We start from the raw sequence: 14,579 nt of genomic DNA, 5'->3' as shown, positions 1-14,579 counted from the left end.
GTTTGGACGAAGAGCGTGCGGTAGATGGCTTCGTGAGACACCTGCAAATCCTTTTCGCCGGGGTAAGTGCGTTGGAGCCACCCCGCTATTTGCTCGGGCGACCACTGAGTCTGTAATTTAACCGCCACGATGTGAGCCAATGCAGGATTGCTGGCCAACTTGCATGTCTTGGGGCGGCGTGCTCGCGTCCAGGCTGCCTCATCCGCTTTGGCTGCTCGATAGCCAGTCTTACCTCCATTGCGCAGGAGCTCGCGGCTGATGGTCGACGCAGCTCGTTTCAAGCGGCTGGCAACGCAGCGGATAGATTCACCTGCAGCCAACGCCCTGGAGATTTCTTCTCGCTCAGACATGGTCAATGCCCAGCGAGACCGACGCCTCGCTGGTGGCCGGATGCCACCCGTCGCACTCAAGATAGTCTGAATGGAGGTGTGCGGTCGGTCAAACAGCTTGCCGATCTCGTGCAAGGTATCGCCAGCTTTCCAGCGATCCCACATCAGGGCTTTCTGAGCTTCGGTGTAGTAAATCCGCGGTCTTTGCTTCATGCCAACACTCCTTGCGCTAGTGGCGGTCATTGTGTTGCATTGACCAGTTGAATCCACAACCCATTGCGGTCTTCCGAAATAAGGAGAAGCAGTCATTCGCTCCGTGATAGATGCTGCGCGATTTCACTTGCAGTGTCGCGAGCGGTACGCATGACGCCAATAAGCGTGGCAGATGCAGGTCCTGTCCATTCGCCATAGCCCACCAGCCACAGGCCGGGCCGGTCGCTTGCCCGCATGCCCTCCACGGCAACTTTGGAATCATTCACGAGGCCCAGCGATTCCAAAGGCTGTAGAGCGGGTCGGAACCCAGTACACCAAATGATCGCATCAAAGGCCTTTGAGCTCCCATCGGCCCATTGAGCTCCTTCTGTGGAGAGGCGCGCGAACGGCCCCACAGAATGCAGCACGCCACGATTCCGTGCGTCGAGGACCGGAGGAACCATCACGATGTCACCAAAGCCACCCGGCAGATTCTCTGGATCTTTGCCTTCCTGCAAGGCCTGCCAACGTGCGGTGGCCCTCTCAAAGAGCACTCGCCCATCGACCTCATCCGGTAGAAAAGCTGGAGGCTCCAACGTGACCCAGGTTGTGGACTCCGCTACGAGTGAGACTTCCGCCAAGATCTGAGCGCCGGAGTTTCCTCCCCCGACCACCATCACCCTCTTGCCTTTGAACGGCTCGGGAGATACGTACTGAGCTGAGTGCAGCTGTTGTCCTTTGAAGGACGCCATACCTTCAACTTCGGGCACAAATGGGTTTCGCCATGTACCCGTGGCGCATACAACGGCACGTGAATGCCAGCTTCTCGCACCCGCGTTGACCTGGAAACCTTGCTCCGTTGGCTCAATACTCGTGACCAGCACCGGCCGCTCAATCAGGAACTCGTAGCGCGTTTCGTACTTTCGGAGATAGTCGACTACATGGTCACGACTTGGATACTGCTCGCCAGAAGGCGGCATAGGCCATCCTGCGATGGAACTCCAGGAAGCAGGAGAAAAAAGCCTCAGCGAGTCCCATCCATGTTGCCAAGCTCCTCCACCAGCCTCCTCCGCATCAAGTAGCAGCACCGATAAGTTGGTACGACGCAGGAAATACGCTACCGATAAGCCTGCCTGGCCCGCACCAATGATGATCACATCGTGGAAAGACATCGTTTGCTTCCTATTGTTGTCGTTGCCCCCAGGCGCTCCCTCTACGCGCCATGTGTAACCGCTTAGATGCTGCGCTGATTGACCCGTTTAGACAGCTCTTCGGCGCTTTCGCGACGCTCGCTGTAGCGATCCACCAGGTAGTCCGAACAGTCTCGCGTCAGCAGAGTGAACTTGACCAACTCTTCCATCACGTCCACGACCCGTTCGTAATACGAAGAGGGCTTCATCCTGCCAGCCTCGTCGAACTCGGCAAATGCCTTGGCAACAGACGACTGATTCGGGATGGTGATCATGCGCATCCAGCGACCCAGCACCCGCATCTGGTTGACCGCATTGAAGGACTGCGAGCCACCCGAGACTTGCATTACTGCCAATGTCTTGCCTTGCGTCGGTCGCACGGCACCAGCGGACAATGGAATCCAGTCAATCTGCGCCTTGAGGATGCTGCTCATCGCACCATGACGCTCAGGAGACGTCCAGACCATGCCCTCGGCCCATACAGCCAGCTCACGCAGTTCCTTGACCTTCGGGTGATCGTCGGGGGCACCATCGGGCTGCGGAAGGCCACGCGGATCGAAGATCCTGGTCTCGGCACCCATCTTGCGCAGCAGGCGCGCCGCCTCTTCGGTCAGCAGTCGGCTATAGGAGCGGTCACGAACCGAGCCATACAGCAGCAGTATGCGCGGCGCGTGCGTCGCACGCTGTGCGGGCAGCAGGCCTTCCAGGCTGGGCTTTTCAAAGACTTGTTCGTCGAGGTTCGGTAGATCAGTGCTTGCCAATTCGGTTTCCTTTCGAGTCAATGACGGCTTCCCCATCCTCTTTGGAGAAGGCGGCCTGCTGAGGCTGCGGCAGGATGTCCAGCACGGCCTCCGAGGGACGGCACAAGCGGGCTCCCAGAGGGGTGACCACTATCGGGCGATTGATAAGAATGGGGTGCTGGAGCATGAAATCAATCAATTGCTCGTCCGTCCATTTGGGCTCGCCCAAGCCAAGCTCGTCATACGGCGTCCCTTTTTGGCGCAACAGATCGCGCGCTGGCATGCCCATGGCCTGGATCAGGCCCGCCAGCGTGGCGCGATCAGGAGGCGTCTTGAGGTATTCAATGACCGTGGGCTCTTCCCCGCTGTTGCGGATCAGGGCCAGAACATTGCGAGAGGTACCGCAAGCAGGGTTGTGGTAGATCGTGATGTCGCTCATAGCGCTAGATTCCCATTGCAAAGATTCAAGACGCCACGCTGAGCCGCAAGGCCAGCGCTGCAAGTGTGATGAGCAGCACGGGCAGGGTCAGCACCGAGCCGACTTTGAAGTAGTAGCCCCAGCCAATGGTTGCGCCTTTCTTGGCGAGCACATGCAGCCAGAGGAGCGTGGCCAGGCTGCCAATCGGCGTGATCTTGGGGCCGAGATCGCAGCCAATCACATTGGCATAGACCATGGCTTCCTTGACCGTCCCGCTGGCCGTGGATGCATCGATGGACAAGGCTCCGATCAAGACCGTGGGCATGTTGTTCATGATGGAAGACAGCACCGCAGACAGCACGCCTGTGCCCAGTGAAGCGGTCCACACGCCACCGGCTGCAAACTGGTTCAGCAACATGGCGATGTAATCCGTAAGCCCCGCGTTGCGCAGCCCATAGACCACCAGATACATACCCAGCGAGAACACCACGATCTGCCATGGAGCACCATGAAGCACCTTCCTGGTGCTGATGACATGGCCACGCGCAGCCACCGCCAACAAGATCGCAGCTCCCACGGCGGCCACGGCACTGACAGGGACGCCCAGGGGCTCCAGCGCGAAGAAGCCGACCAGCAGCAAGACCAGCACGACCCAGCCAGCCTGGAAGGTGGCCACATCCTTGATCGCAGCCGAGGGCTGTTTGAGCTGGGCCACGTCGTAGGTGGCAGGAATATCGCGTCGGAAAAACAGCAGCAGCACACCGAGGCTGGCCAGGACCGAGGCGATGTTGACCGGCACCATCACCGATGCGTAGTCGTTGAAGCCTATCTTGAAAAAGTCGGCGGAGACGATATTCACCAGATTGGAGACGATCAGCGGCAGACTCGCGGTATCGGCAATAAACCCGGCGGCCATGACAAATGCCAGCGTTGCTGCCGGAGAAAAGCCCAGCGCCACCAGCATGGCCATCACGATGGGCGTGAGAATCAGGGCGGCTCCGTCATTGGCGAACAGGGCCGAAACGGCGGCCCCCAGCAGCACGATGAAAGCAAACAGCTTGACTCCGCTGCCACCACCCCAGCGGGCAAAGTGCAATGCGGCCCACTCGAAGAATCCGGCCTCATCCAGCAAAAGGCTGATGATGATGACCGCGACAAAAGTCGCCGTGGCATTCCAGACGATATGCCAGACAACTGGAATATCAGCTAAGTGCACGACCCCCAGCAGCAGCGCGACAGCGGCGCCAATCGAGGCGCTCCAGCCAATGCCAAGGCCGCGCGGTTGCCAGATGACTAGCGTCAGTGTGAAGATGAAAATCAGGATGGCCGTCAACATGACGCATGGGTCCTAGAAAAGCTTGGATGTGGCATCGGGGCGAGACGTGGGCGTTCCCCCTGGCTTGAGGCCTCGGACGTTGGCATGAAGGCCTACGTCCGGGTGGTGCAAAGGCTGCGTCGATTCAGTGAGACGACAGCTCACGCGCTGTGGACTGGAGCATGGCCTGCTCCAGCTTTTGCGCGGGAAGATTGACCAACAACTCCAGACGGCGACGAATCATATGCATGGTCTGGCGGAAGGCTTCCAGCTTGGCTTCATCAGAGGCATCGCCTTCCGAGGGGTCCGGATAGCCCCAATGCGCCGTGGCGGGATGACCAGGCCAGAACGGACAGACTTCACCAGCGGCGTTGTCGCAGACCGTGATGATCAGATCCATGTGGGGTGCACCAGGCACGGCAAATTCATCCCAGCTCTTGCTACGCAGACCTTCCACAGAAACGCCAGCCTTTTGCAGCACTTGCAGGCCTAGCGGGTTAGGTTGCTGGTTGGTGCGCGGACTGCTGCCCGCCGAATAGGCCTTGAAGCGGCCTTGTCCCATATCGTTGAGCAAGGCTTCAGCCAGGATGCTGCGCGCCGAGTTGTGGGTGCACAGGAACAGGACATTCAGGGGAGCTTTGTTGTCAGACATGATGGATCAGCAGCAGGACTTAGAGGAGGAACTGGGGGTGCAGCAAGACGAGGCTTGTACTGGCGCGATATGAGGCGTGCAGCAGGTCGCGCTTTGTGCAACGACTCGCTCTGGTTCATTGAAGACTGGGATGTTGTCCAGCGTGTGAAAGTGTTCCCAGGCCACTCCCTGTGGATCGGTAACCCAGTGCTTTTCGCTGCGGGCATAGCAGCAAGAGGTTTCGCCTTCGTCAAGAAGTGCCATATCAGCGGCCTGCGCGCGCTGCTTGAGTTCAGCCAACTCGGTTGCCTCATCGGCCTGGAAGCCCAAGTGGTCAAGCCCTGATGCTTGGTTACCGCGCGTAGAGATGGCGAAATTCACGCGTGGGTCGTCCAGCATCCACTTTGCATAGTCACATTCCACTCGAGAGGGCTCAGCCCCGAATAACTTGGAATAGAAGTCAATGTTCTTGTTCAGATCGTCGACATGTAGGTGTACGTGAAAGCGTTTCATGATGAAGCTCCCTTTAGCAATGGCATGAAGTTGCCGTGTCAGAGGTGCAAACCACGCCTTGGCAGCAGTTCTCGGTGAGATACGCCAGCAGCTCATTCATGACAGGAAACGCTGCTCGATAGAGCACATTGCGCCCCTGCCGCTCCTGGCTTACCAGATCGGCATGAAAAAGCTCTTTCAGATGAAAGGACAGTGCATTCGGTGCGATGCCGAGCTGCTCAGCTATTGCACTAGGTGTCAGGCCTTCAGGTCCTGCAACAACAAGCGCACGAAATACGCGTAGCCGAGCTTCGTGCGCTAGAGCGGAGAGTGAGCGGATGACATTTGCTTCTTTCATAAATCAATAATACAACAAACATTGAATTAATGCATGAAGCTTCATTTCAGGCTAGTCGAAGTGACTTATCAATGTCGGCTTGTGATGAGACTTATGGAATGAAAACTCATGCCGCCGGTAGTAGCCAGTACCCAAGGACTGCTCGCAACCCAAAGCAGAAGTTCGAGAAAAGGCCTTCCAACGACCAGTTCGAAGTAGTGAAGCGCCCTCAGCCATCGGCACAAACCAAGGCCATTGGCACATTCAGCCTTCTACATCGTAGGAGAGAGCAATTTGCTCGTCACGCAAAACCCCAGGCGCTAACCGCCCTGGTCCTTCTGGGAGCCCAGGTCGCTCTAGAGGTCTCTAGACAGATAGACAAACCTAATTTACTGAAGCCGACTTGTTCGCCGCAGTTCCACGGCGCTGGCTTGCGACAAGGGGGCTTCGCCGCGCGCGAGACGGAATAGTCGCATTGAGTTGCTCACACCGTGTACTTGACCTCGCAGCGATTGCGCAGCTGCGGCCAGCTCCTCCACCATCGCAGCATTTTGCTGGGTGATCGAGTCCATGTGCGCCACAGCAGCGTTGACCTGTGAGATACCGGTTTGCTGCTCTACGGCTGCGGTACTAATTTCGCCCAGCACAACACTTACGCGTTGCACAGCTGTCAATGCTTCGGTCATGCGCTCGCGCGCTTCGCCTGTAGCGGAGGCACCCGATGCCACGCGCTCAGCCGATTCGGCGATGAGCTGCTTAATGTCGCGTGCCGCTTGAGTGGTGCGTGCAGATAGCGTGCGAACCTCCGAAGCTACCACTGTAAAGCCGCGCCCAGCCTCGCCCGCGCGCGCAGCCTCTACGGCTGCGTTCAGCGCGAGAATGTTGGTCTGGAAGGCCACGCCCTCAATGAGGTGCACGATGTCCTCGATATGTCGTGACGATTCAGCGATGCCCAGCATGGTCCGGCCCACAGCCTGTACGGCATCGTTGCTGCGTTGTGTGATGCCCGAAGCTTCTTCTGCAAAACGAGCGCCACGGCTGGCGGATAGGGCGCTGTTATGCACAGTGCCATTAATCTGTTCCATGGATGCGGCAGTCTGCTCCAGGCTGCTGGCTTGAGTTTCGGTACGAGACGACAGGCTCTGGTTGCCGCTGGCGATTTCCCGCACGGCAATCTCCAGATGCCCTACCTCCTGGCGTACGTCGCTCACCACTGTGCGTAGGTTCACACTAAGCTGAAACAATGCGCGCTGAAGATTACCGATGCTGCCGCTGGCGCCTGTACGCACTACGTGCGACAGATCTCCAGAGGCCAACTGATTGGCATCGTGCACGAGGTCTTGCAGCGGAGCGATAGCCAGCGAGTGAGTCAGAAAAGACGACACAGCCACTGCCAGCAAGGCCACACTGCCCGTGAGTAGCCAGGGGACATTCAGCCGCGTGAGCAGTAGCGGAAGCATTACAGCTAGCGTCAGTACCAGCAGCAAGCGCACAAAAGTAGAAGGAGCCAGTAGCCGCATCAGGCGCCCGCCCAGATTCTGGCGCAGTACGGCGCCATGGCGTAGCGTGTGGACCACACGTCCGACCTCTGCCTCAGCACGCATGGTGGCATACAGCCTTTCTGCGATCAATATCTGTTCGCGCGTGGGTAGCGTGCGCACCGACAGGAAGCCCGTGACCTGCTCGCCGTCACGCAATGGCGTGATGTTGGCTTGTACCCAGTAAAAATCTCCGTTCTTGCGACGGTTTTTCACGAGGCCGGTCCAAGGAAGACCTGTCGATATGGTCTGCCACAAATCGCGGAAGGCCTCGGCAGGCATGTCAGGGTGGCGGATCAGGTTGTGGGGCTGGCCCAGTAGCTCCTCGTGTGCGAAGCCGCTCACATGAACGAATGCGGGGTTGCAGTAAGTGATACGACCTTTGGTATCCGTGACTGAGACCAGAGTGCTTCTCTCTGGAAACGTGAACTCATTGGTAGTGGCGGGCAAATTGATCCGCATAAGGCATTCTTTTTTATGGTTTTTTGGAAGGGCTAGAGGGTCAGCCAGTCGCGTGCTAACTCGGCTGCTGGAACAGCCTTCGAGAAAAGATAACCCTGCACTTCATCGCAGTGCAGGTCGCGCAGTTTGTCGAGTTGGCTTTGTGTTTCCACTCCTTCGGCCACTGTCCGCAACTTCAGCGCATGAGCTAGACCGATTACCGCTGTCACAATGGCGAGACTGCCAGGCTCACTGAGCATGCCGCGTACGAAAGACATATCGATCTTGAGCCGAGAAACGGGAAAGCTCTGTAGCCGCGCCAGCGAGGAGTAGCCAGTGCCGAAATCGTCGATAGATAGCGTGAAGCCCTGTTCCACTAACTGGGAAGCAACACGCTTAGCCTTGGCAGGGTCATGCATCAGCGCTGACTCGGTGATCTCCAATTCGATGCATCGTGGGCTCACGCCGTGCGCGCGCATGATCGCCAAGGCACGCTCGGAGAAGGAGTCACTCATCATCTGCGCAGCCGATACGTTGACGGCAATCACAGGCGGCTGCGCTATGCCGGCAGAACTCCAGGCCCGCCACTGACGAGCTGCTGCGTCCAAGCTCCAGTCGCCGAGCGCGATGATGAGGCCGCGCTCCTCAGCAACGGAGATAAACTCGGCAGGGCTCACCCAGCCCCACTCTTCGTCGTGCCAACGTGCGAGCGCTTCTACGCCGTATAACGCATACGAATCTAAAGCTATCTTGGGCTGGAAGTGCAATTCCAAGCGTGATTGCGCGAGAGCCTCCTCCAGTTTTACACCAAGTGCAATGCGCCGCTGGAGCCGGTGGCCCATTTGTGCATCGTAGAGCTGGCAATTGCCGCCGCCTTGCGTTTTGGCTTGGTACATTGCGATATCGGCGCGCTGGAGCAACTCGTCTACGCTGTGACCGTGCGTGGGGTAAAGAGCTACTCCGACGCTTGCCCCCACTTCGAAGCAAAGATCGTCCACCCTCATGGGACTTGCCAATGTTGAGCAGACCTCATGGGCCAAGGCCATAGTATCGTTGCCTTCGGCGAGTGTGCGCACGAACATAAATTCATCGCCACCCAGGCGAGCCACCACACCGTCTCCTCCGAGCGTGCGTTCGCACCGCCTTGCCACTTCAGCAAGCAAGTCGTCTCCCACTAAATGGCCCTGAGAGTCATTGATCTCCTTGAAGCGGTCGAGATCAACGAACAGCACCGTGGCCTGCTGACCTCGTTGGCCTGCGATGTCGAGCAGGCGTTGAGCCAAATCTATGCCGTGAAAGCGATTAGGTAACCCTGTGAGCGCATCAAAGAACGCCAGCTTCTCCATGCGCCGTTCGGTCCGTTTGCGCTCCGTGATGTCGAGTAGCGTGCCGTAGCCCCGGACCGGCTTACCAGTCACGTCATGCTCGATCGTGCCAAGCGCATCCACCCAGCGGACGCTGGTGCCGTCCTGGATGCGCATTTCGAACGCGTAATGGCCAGTGGCAAGCCCTTTTTTCCATTGTGCATCTGCGTATGCGCGGTCTTCTGCATGCACGCAGCCAAGTAAATCAGCATATTTGAAAGGCTGGCCTACTGGCCAACCAAGGATACGTGCCGCTTGAGGCGTGAGGGAAGGCTTGCCGTCAAAGTATGAGAGCCAGGTACCGATGTTGGCCACCTCCTGGGCATTGAGCAAGTCACGATTGAGTTGCTCCTGTTTGCGCAGATCTTCAACGGTGATCAGCAACCGTGGCTCAGCGTGGCCGTCGGGCTGTTGCAGAGAGTGGACAGTGATGGAAACCGGGATCGCCAATGCTTGAGCGTGGAAATGCAGTTGCGACCTTCCCCTGGCATGTTGATGCTGTAGCGCTTGCTTCACCAATGCAGGTAAGCTGCCTACATCCATAAAGACAGGTAGCGGGTCGCCTTTCGCTAGCGCCATTGGTGTTTGGCCTGCGAGTTGTGCGAAGGCCTGGTTGGCAAACACCACATTCAGCTCATCCGTGACCACAAGCGTGCCGTGCGGTAGGTGCGCGAAAGCTGCGCCATAGTCTCGAAGTTCGGCTATCAGCGTATCGCGATGTGTGATGTAGCTATCGATGGCCAGCCCGATATCCAGCAGGACCACCTTGATCAATGCCTGGATTGCGTCGTTACGCTGCTCTGGCGTCAGTTCGGGCAGTCTAGTAATTCGCGGAAGGAGCTCAGTGAGGTAGTGACTGTAGGCACCCAGATACCAGCCGGGCGACAGTCCAATACGAGCATGTGCCAAACCTACATGCTGACGCTCATCCCCATAGGCCTCGTCATAGGTACCTGCCGTGAGCCTGAGAAAGTAACGCATTTGTAGCGCCTTGAGCCGGTCCAGTGCCTCGTCGTCCGGCAGCAGTGCACGCATCTCAGGAAAGGAAAGCAGGTGACGGTAGAAGCCTTCCACGAAGCCATACGCCTGGTCGCCAAGAGCGTCGTCCAGGTTGCGCATAGCCTGCTCGTCCTCAACGGTGAGGCAGAGGAAATCCTTGCGACGTTGGAAGTTTTGGGAGATTTCTGTCAAGGGTTTTACTTATTTTCTTTAAAGAAAAACAATGTCAATAGATGTAACTTTCAAGACTCTGACCGATGGATAAACGCTCTTGATGCACATCAAGTTTTATGCAATCTGCTGCCGTTCCACGGCCATTACTCAGATCTATCGCTATTCTTCACCCGCACACCTCATCCACTTGCGGCTCTCGCGCACAAGCAGGAGAGAGATCGTGAACCTGCACAGCCTTGGACTCTATAACGCCTTCTAACTGGCATAGGTGCTGTCGCTGGATACCCATTAAATGAGTCCGCGCTAATTGAAGACCGGATTGGGGTAGGTCTCCAAATAGGTCCTGCTTCATCGTCTGACTGCTTCCTGACTTGGTTACATCGGCGTGAAGGGCCGCTCATGGCCGAACTCAGTCGGTCACGACCAGCAGACTGGCCAGCAGCAACCGGCACAGGCGGTCAGTTCGACCGGAATACGCAGCATATCGAGGTAACGTACCTTCTGCGCATCTTTCCGTGATCGACGGACGGCCAAGGAAACTAGGACAGCAGGCCCGGCACCACCAATGAAAAAAGCCCAGTCACAAGAACTTGTGAGCTGGGCTTTTTGGGTGTGGCAATTACATGCCAGGACTCAGAGAGTCGTTAGTGACTTGCTTAAGCAATTGCTCGTGACGCAGGGTCACAAAGTCTGGGCATGTCAATGTAGCGATGTTGGCTTCAGCCTCGACGCCATCCCAACTATCGTTACACCAGGCACTGATGTCGAAGTCCGACGCAAGATCTGGGGAGTAGATGCCATTGGTTTCGTTGTAGAAGAAAACGACCTCTGGTTTTCCGTTGAACTCCGCTTTCAGGATCACATAGGGGCTATGTATCTCCTGAATGCCGGTCATCAAAGGCGCATCAGCGAGTAATGATGACGCGGCTGCTATCCACCCCTTAAAGGTGCGGAGATCGTGGCCAGCGATGGCAATGGCGACCTGTTCAGCAGTCAGTGCGTAGCTCTGACGATCCGCAGTTGTGCAAAGCGGCTGATTGTTAGTTGCGGTCATTTCCAACTCTCTAAATTGGAAAGGCGCGGCCCGACTGGGCGACAACGCCCGTCCGGGTTAAAAAATCGCTGGCCCTTGGCCAGCGCGAGGTTCAAATAGCTTGCGCTTTAGATGGCGATAACGGACGCAAAGCACACCTTCAGATACCCATCGGAATCCTGGTATCCAGGCCAGTCTTTACTGCAACTGCTCATATCACCTGGACGATAGTTGCAGTGGCCGCAAGATGCGCATAAGTCATCGTCAGCGATGCTTTTGACGCCAAATGACTGGACCTTGAGCAATGCACCGCTCGCCAAGGCATATGCCTCGTGAATAGGGATGCAGTTCTCGCCCTCCTCTGCTGTCACTTCACACGGCCCGAACACCTTTGCCGCGGAAAAGCCAGCCCAACTATCTCCAGCCCAAAAGCCCGTCTTATCTTGTACGAATTTGTGATCCGAGAAGACAACGAACAACTTGGATTCGAGCTGCAGAATTGCCGGCACAAAGCCGAGAATGCGGTTCAGAACCGCTCCTATGCCTTCGCCAGGATGCTTTTGGAAAGCGCCCTTCAAGAGCCGCGCATGCATGGTTTCAAGACGCTTGAGTACATCCTGTTCATCGACTACCGGCCATTCACCTTCTTGAGGCACGACATCACAGAGCAGAGATGGCACGTAGGCTTGATAGTCCTTGGATTGCAGCAAAGCATATGTGCCAAGATCTTCCTCGCTGTCAGTGAACCAAGCCCACACAGGGTTATCGGTTGGCAGCACGGACGGCATCTGTTGGCGAAAGCCCAGCTGTAGCAGTCGTCTGTCGGATTCCGTTTGCGTGTAAGGCTCGTGCTCGATGACATCGTTACTCCCATCGAACATTGCTTCGATAGCAAGGCGATCCATCATTTTCCGAGGGACTACCAAGCCATGCTCTGCAGTCACGGTGAGCAACCAGCCCGAGTCTTTCGACCCGAGCTCCGCAAGTGAGGTGTAGTAAATGTCGCCTTCGGAATGAATATTGGCAAAGAAAGAGCCTGTTGGGCGGTCGTAGCCGCATTCCAGAACCATTTCAATACCGTTCACGTTCGTTTGATTAATTAAGTGCTTGGACATGAGATTCCTTTCGTTGAAAGCAGAAAGGGCACCGTCCCCCCCAGGGGCATGACGGTGCCCCAAGGGTAAAAAGAGAGTTAGAAGAAGATCACCCAGTGAATACGGGACAAATTACAGAACCCTGTCTTTCGCTGTGAGCGCTTCCTGGAGCATCGTGCGAAGATGATCCTGTTCCAGTACAACACGAGCCTTATATTTCTCTTTAGCAGAGGGTTCCAAGGCATCGTTTGAAGCTAATGTCCAAATTGATGCGATCACCATTACCTGGTCCATCAACAATTCAATGCTCGGGTTTTTCTCTGCATGTACCATGGGTTTGTAATTCCTTGGTGGTTCAAAGGCGTTTTCGAGGCTCATATTCATCTCCAATAGATAAGGAAGATGGACACTTGCCCCAGGGCATCTAGTGCCCATCAGGGATTTATAGGTTGACACCCAACTTGCTCATTGCCGCAGACGCCGAAGCCTGCACATTTGCTTTTCTGTATGCCAGGTACGCATCAATGTCTTTGGTACCCACGTATACGGACCTTTGATCGGCATAAAATTCAGAATTCTCTCTGCGAAGCGCGGATGAATAAATGAAAGCATAGGCCACTTCCCGCATGCGCTCCTTCACGTTTTGCTTTTCATGAATGGAAATATTCAATGCCACGATGAACTCGTCAGCTGCCACGTTGATATAGCGCTTGTTCAGATGAAACCAATCGCCAAGGCAACTGCGCGTCTTAAAGTTGTCAACTTCAAGCAGTAACTCAAGCTCCAGCTGAAACGCCACTTCATCACCATGCCAGCGTGCTAGCGCAAACGCATCGCACTCTTCATTACGATCAGCAATCACCGTCTTATCGTAGAACTCCTTGTAGCTCTTAGCCCAATTTGCCAGAGGAACCAACGATTCTGCCAGATCGCGCATCATCATCGAGGCATCTTTCAATTGCTTTAATTGCGCCGGATTGAGGTTCTCAAAATTGCGTTGAGCTTTCACCAATGAGGTGGCGGTACGCTTCGCATGTGCAATCTGATCTTTGATCTTCGCGACGCCTCGGATCTGAATTTCAAAGGCCCAACGTTCGATGAGCTCCATATCCAATGACGCGCCACGCCTTGAAACCCCCAACGGATGCAAATCAAGGTAGCGTTCAAAGATTGATTTCTTCTTCATACAGCCTCCATATATTTCAAACAAAGAAAAACCCACTACCCGACGAATTTCGGGCAATGGGTTGGTTAGAGCTTCTGCTTAGTTATCTGTGCCAGTTGCCTTGCGAGACAACGGGAGCATGATGACGTTGGCAGAAGGAGCCGGTGGCTTAGGCGATTTATGGGACTTTTGCAGCTTGTACTCATTGAGAGCCACACAGGCCCAACGAGCAAAGCAAACGCTAAGCGACCATAGGGCACGAAGCAACTCCAAACACTTTCGCTTGATTCGCGCAGTAGCCTGACCCACGTCATGAGCCTTTGCATATCGAATCTGCGAGCGCTTGACCGTCTCTTCCGCCATCAGATAGGCACCTAGGAACTGAAGTTTCAGATCCGGGTACATATCCAACGTGTTGAGAAATATGCGTGCTACGACAGGGTCGTTGACGCGAGAGATCATCTTCACCAGCAGCTGGCGATCCACGTCAAAAGGCGAGGATGCCGGCTTCTTGGCAGAACGTTGAGATTGATGCATGTGTTGCTCCTAGATGTTGGGCAACACGGTCCCCGACGGGATTGTGTTATCCCGTGGGGTTGAAGAATGTCCTCGCCAGCGTGAGCTGATGCGCATCTCTCAAGGACTCAGATGCTACAAAGCTCCGAAGAGCCAATGTGCGTCGATTTTAGCGCCGAAACTGAGTGCAACGCAATCCTTGCTTCCAGCAAAGCAACCATCATCTCTTAAAATGCCTCATAATATGTTCTGTCATTTTAATGGAGCATATTGATGTCTAACTCTGCGGTGTCGTACAAGGATCTGCTGGCCCAACGCGCAACACTCGAAGCCCAGATTGAAGCAGCACGTAAAAGCGAAATCGGCACAGCCGTGCAACAGATTAAGGGTTTGATCGCGACATATGGATTGACCCAAGACGATATATTCCCCCAAGCGAAAGCAAAAGCAATTCGCGGCTCTGTTGACCCCAAGTATCGTGACCCTGAGACTGGTCAAACTTGGACAGGCCGTGGCAAGCCTCCTGTCTGGATCAAAGATAAGGATCGCTCGCAATTCGAAATCAAATGATTGCAGCAGGTTTGATATTAGATGGCCACTAAGTGGCCATT

16 protein-coding genes are annotated in these 14,579 nt (G+C 55.7%); 1 reads left to right on the top strand and 15 read right to left on the bottom strand.

Annotated features, from left to right (window positions below):
- The 15 genes from CSE6_RS17050 to CSE6_RS16980 all read right to left on the bottom strand — a co-directional run.
- On the bottom strand, positions 1 to 542 hold a 542-nt coding region (locus tag CSE6_RS17050; protein WP_152668601.1), incomplete at its 3' end, for a helix-turn-helix domain-containing protein.
- Positions 543 to 634: 92 nt separating this feature from the next.
- Positions 635 to 1,693: an ArsO family NAD(P)H-dependent flavin-containing monooxygenase gene (locus tag CSE6_RS17045; RefSeq protein WP_054076097.1), complete on the bottom strand. Its 1,059-nt coding sequence runs from the start codon at positions 1,691 to 1,693 to the stop codon at positions 635 to 637.
- Positions 1,694 to 1,755: 62 nt separating this feature from the next.
- Positions 1,756 to 2,472: an arsenical resistance protein ArsH gene (gene arsH, locus CSE6_RS17040; RefSeq protein ID WP_034400448.1), complete on the bottom strand. Its 717-nt coding sequence runs from the start codon at positions 2,470 to 2,472 to the stop codon at positions 1,756 to 1,758.
- The gene (gene arsC, locus CSE6_RS17035) at positions 2,459 to 2,890 is read right to left on the bottom strand and encodes an arsenate reductase (glutaredoxin) (RefSeq protein ID WP_003053833.1); all 432 of its coding nucleotides are present in this window, start codon (positions 2,888 to 2,890) and stop codon (positions 2,459 to 2,461) included. The genes arsH and arsC overlap by 14 nt, the downstream gene beginning before the upstream one ends.
- 25 nt (positions 2,891 to 2,915) lie before the next feature.
- On the bottom strand, positions 2,916 to 4,205 hold the full coding sequence (locus tag CSE6_RS17030) for an arsenic transporter (protein ID WP_059441063.1): 1,290 nt from the start codon (positions 4,203 to 4,205) through the stop codon (positions 2,916 to 2,918).
- A gap of 124 nt (positions 4,206 to 4,329) precedes the next feature.
- A complete protein-coding gene (locus CSE6_RS17025; protein WP_003053840.1) occupies positions 4,330 to 4,836 on the bottom strand; it encodes an arsenate reductase ArsC in 507 nt (168 codons plus the stop codon).
- A 6-nt stretch (positions 4,837 to 4,842) separates the two neighbouring features.
- On the bottom strand, positions 4,843 to 5,328 hold the full coding sequence (locus CSE6_RS17020; RefSeq protein WP_003053843.1) for an ArsI/CadI family heavy metal resistance metalloenzyme: 486 nt from the start codon (positions 5,326 to 5,328) through the stop codon (positions 4,843 to 4,845).
- A 13-nt stretch (positions 5,329 to 5,341) separates the two neighbouring features.
- Complete coding sequence (locus tag CSE6_RS17015; protein WP_080553873.1) at positions 5,342 to 5,665, bottom strand: helix-turn-helix transcriptional regulator; 324 nt, start codon at positions 5,663 to 5,665, stop codon at positions 5,342 to 5,344.
- Positions 5,666 to 6,033: 368 nt separating this feature from the next.
- Positions 6,034 to 7,644 (bottom strand): PAS domain-containing methyl-accepting chemotaxis protein, encoded by a 1,611-nt coding sequence (locus CSE6_RS17010; protein ID WP_059441062.1) that lies wholly within the window; start codon positions 7,642 to 7,644, stop codon positions 6,034 to 6,036.
- Between the two features lie 32 nt (positions 7,645 to 7,676).
- Positions 7,677 to 10,178, bottom strand: a complete 2,502-nt coding sequence (locus CSE6_RS17005; protein ID WP_224648128.1) for an EAL domain-containing protein — start codon at positions 10,176 to 10,178, stop codon at positions 7,677 to 7,679.
- Positions 10,179 to 10,779: 601 nt separating this feature from the next.
- Positions 10,780 to 11,214 (bottom strand): hypothetical protein, encoded by a 435-nt coding sequence (locus CSE6_RS17000; protein WP_034400596.1) that lies wholly within the window; start codon positions 11,212 to 11,214, stop codon positions 10,780 to 10,782.
- A 107-nt stretch (positions 11,215 to 11,321) separates the two neighbouring features.
- Positions 11,322 to 12,308, bottom strand: a complete 987-nt coding sequence (locus tag CSE6_RS16995; RefSeq protein ID WP_059441061.1) for a hypothetical protein — start codon at positions 12,306 to 12,308, stop codon at positions 11,322 to 11,324.
- A 111-nt stretch (positions 12,309 to 12,419) separates the two neighbouring features.
- A complete protein-coding gene (locus CSE6_RS16990; protein WP_059441060.1) occupies positions 12,420 to 12,665 on the bottom strand; it encodes a hypothetical protein in 246 nt (81 codons plus the stop codon).
- A 64-nt stretch (positions 12,666 to 12,729) separates the two neighbouring features.
- Positions 12,730 to 13,473 (bottom strand): hypothetical protein, encoded by a 744-nt coding sequence (locus tag CSE6_RS16985; RefSeq protein ID WP_059441059.1) that lies wholly within the window; start codon positions 13,471 to 13,473, stop codon positions 12,730 to 12,732.
- A gap of 78 nt (positions 13,474 to 13,551) precedes the next feature.
- Positions 13,552 to 13,989: a hypothetical protein gene (locus tag CSE6_RS16980; protein WP_059441058.1), complete on the bottom strand. Its 438-nt coding sequence runs from the start codon at positions 13,987 to 13,989 to the stop codon at positions 13,552 to 13,554.
- Between the two features lie 252 nt (positions 13,990 to 14,241).
- Here CSE6_RS16980 and CSE6_RS16975 point away from each other — a divergent pair, with 252 nt between their 5' ends.
- Positions 14,242 to 14,538: an H-NS family nucleoid-associated regulatory protein gene (locus CSE6_RS16975; RefSeq protein ID WP_003054963.1), complete on the top strand. Its 297-nt coding sequence runs from the start codon at positions 14,242 to 14,244 to the stop codon at positions 14,536 to 14,538.
- Positions 14,539 to 14,579: the final 41 nt, after the last annotated feature.

It is taken from the genome of Comamonas sp. E6, assembly GCF_001010305.1.
In the GTDB taxonomy this organism is placed as follows: domain Bacteria; phylum Pseudomonadota; class Gammaproteobacteria; order Burkholderiales; family Burkholderiaceae_C; genus Comamonas; species Comamonas thiooxydans.
The sequence above is the reverse complement of the archived record's forward strand: the minus strand, read 5'-3'. Positions and strand labels throughout refer to the sequence as shown.

Excerpts from the sequence above, each read along its gene's own strand:
- CSE6_RS17010 (WP_059441062.1), bottom strand. The coding sequence starts at position 7,644 with ATGCGGATCAATTTGCCCGCCACTACCAATGAGTTCACGTTTCCAGAG.
- CSE6_RS17000 (WP_034400596.1), bottom strand. The coding sequence starts at position 11,214 with ATGACCGCAACTAACAATCAGCCGCTTTGCACAACTGCGGATCGTCAG.
- CSE6_RS16975 (WP_003054963.1), top strand. The coding sequence starts at position 14,242 with ATGTCTAACTCTGCGGTGTCGTACAAGGATCTGCTGGCCCAACGCGCA.
- CSE6_RS17025 (WP_003053840.1), bottom strand. The coding sequence starts at position 4,836 with ATGTCTGACAACAAAGCTCCCCTGAATGTCCTGTTCCTGTGCACCCAC.
- CSE6_RS17045 (WP_054076097.1), bottom strand. The coding sequence starts at position 1,693 with ATGTCTTTCCACGATGTGATCATCATTGGTGCGGGCCAGGCAGGCTTA.
- CSE6_RS16995 (WP_059441061.1), bottom strand. The coding sequence starts at position 12,308 with ATGTCCAAGCACTTAATTAATCAAACGAACGTGAACGGTATTGAAATG.
- CSE6_RS17020 (WP_003053843.1), bottom strand. The coding sequence starts at position 5,328 with ATGAAACGCTTTCACGTACACCTACATGTCGACGATCTGAACAAGAAC.
- CSE6_RS16985 (WP_059441059.1), bottom strand. The coding sequence starts at position 13,473 with ATGAAGAAGAAATCAATCTTTGAACGCTACCTTGATTTGCATCCGTTG.
- CSE6_RS17015 (WP_080553873.1), bottom strand. The coding sequence starts at position 5,665 with ATGAAAGAAGCAAATGTCATCCGCTCACTCTCCGCTCTAGCGCACGAA.
- CSE6_RS16990 (WP_059441060.1), bottom strand. The coding sequence starts at position 12,665 with ATGAGCCTCGAAAACGCCTTTGAACCACCAAGGAATTACAAACCCATG.
- arsC (WP_003053833.1), bottom strand. The coding sequence starts at position 2,890 with ATGAGCGACATCACGATCTACCACAACCCTGCTTGCGGTACCTCTCGC.
- CSE6_RS17030 (WP_059441063.1), bottom strand. The coding sequence starts at position 4,205 with ATGTTGACGGCCATCCTGATTTTCATCTTCACACTGACGCTAGTCATC.
- CSE6_RS16980 (WP_059441058.1), bottom strand. The coding sequence starts at position 13,989 with ATGCATCAATCTCAACGTTCTGCCAAGAAGCCGGCATCCTCGCCTTTT.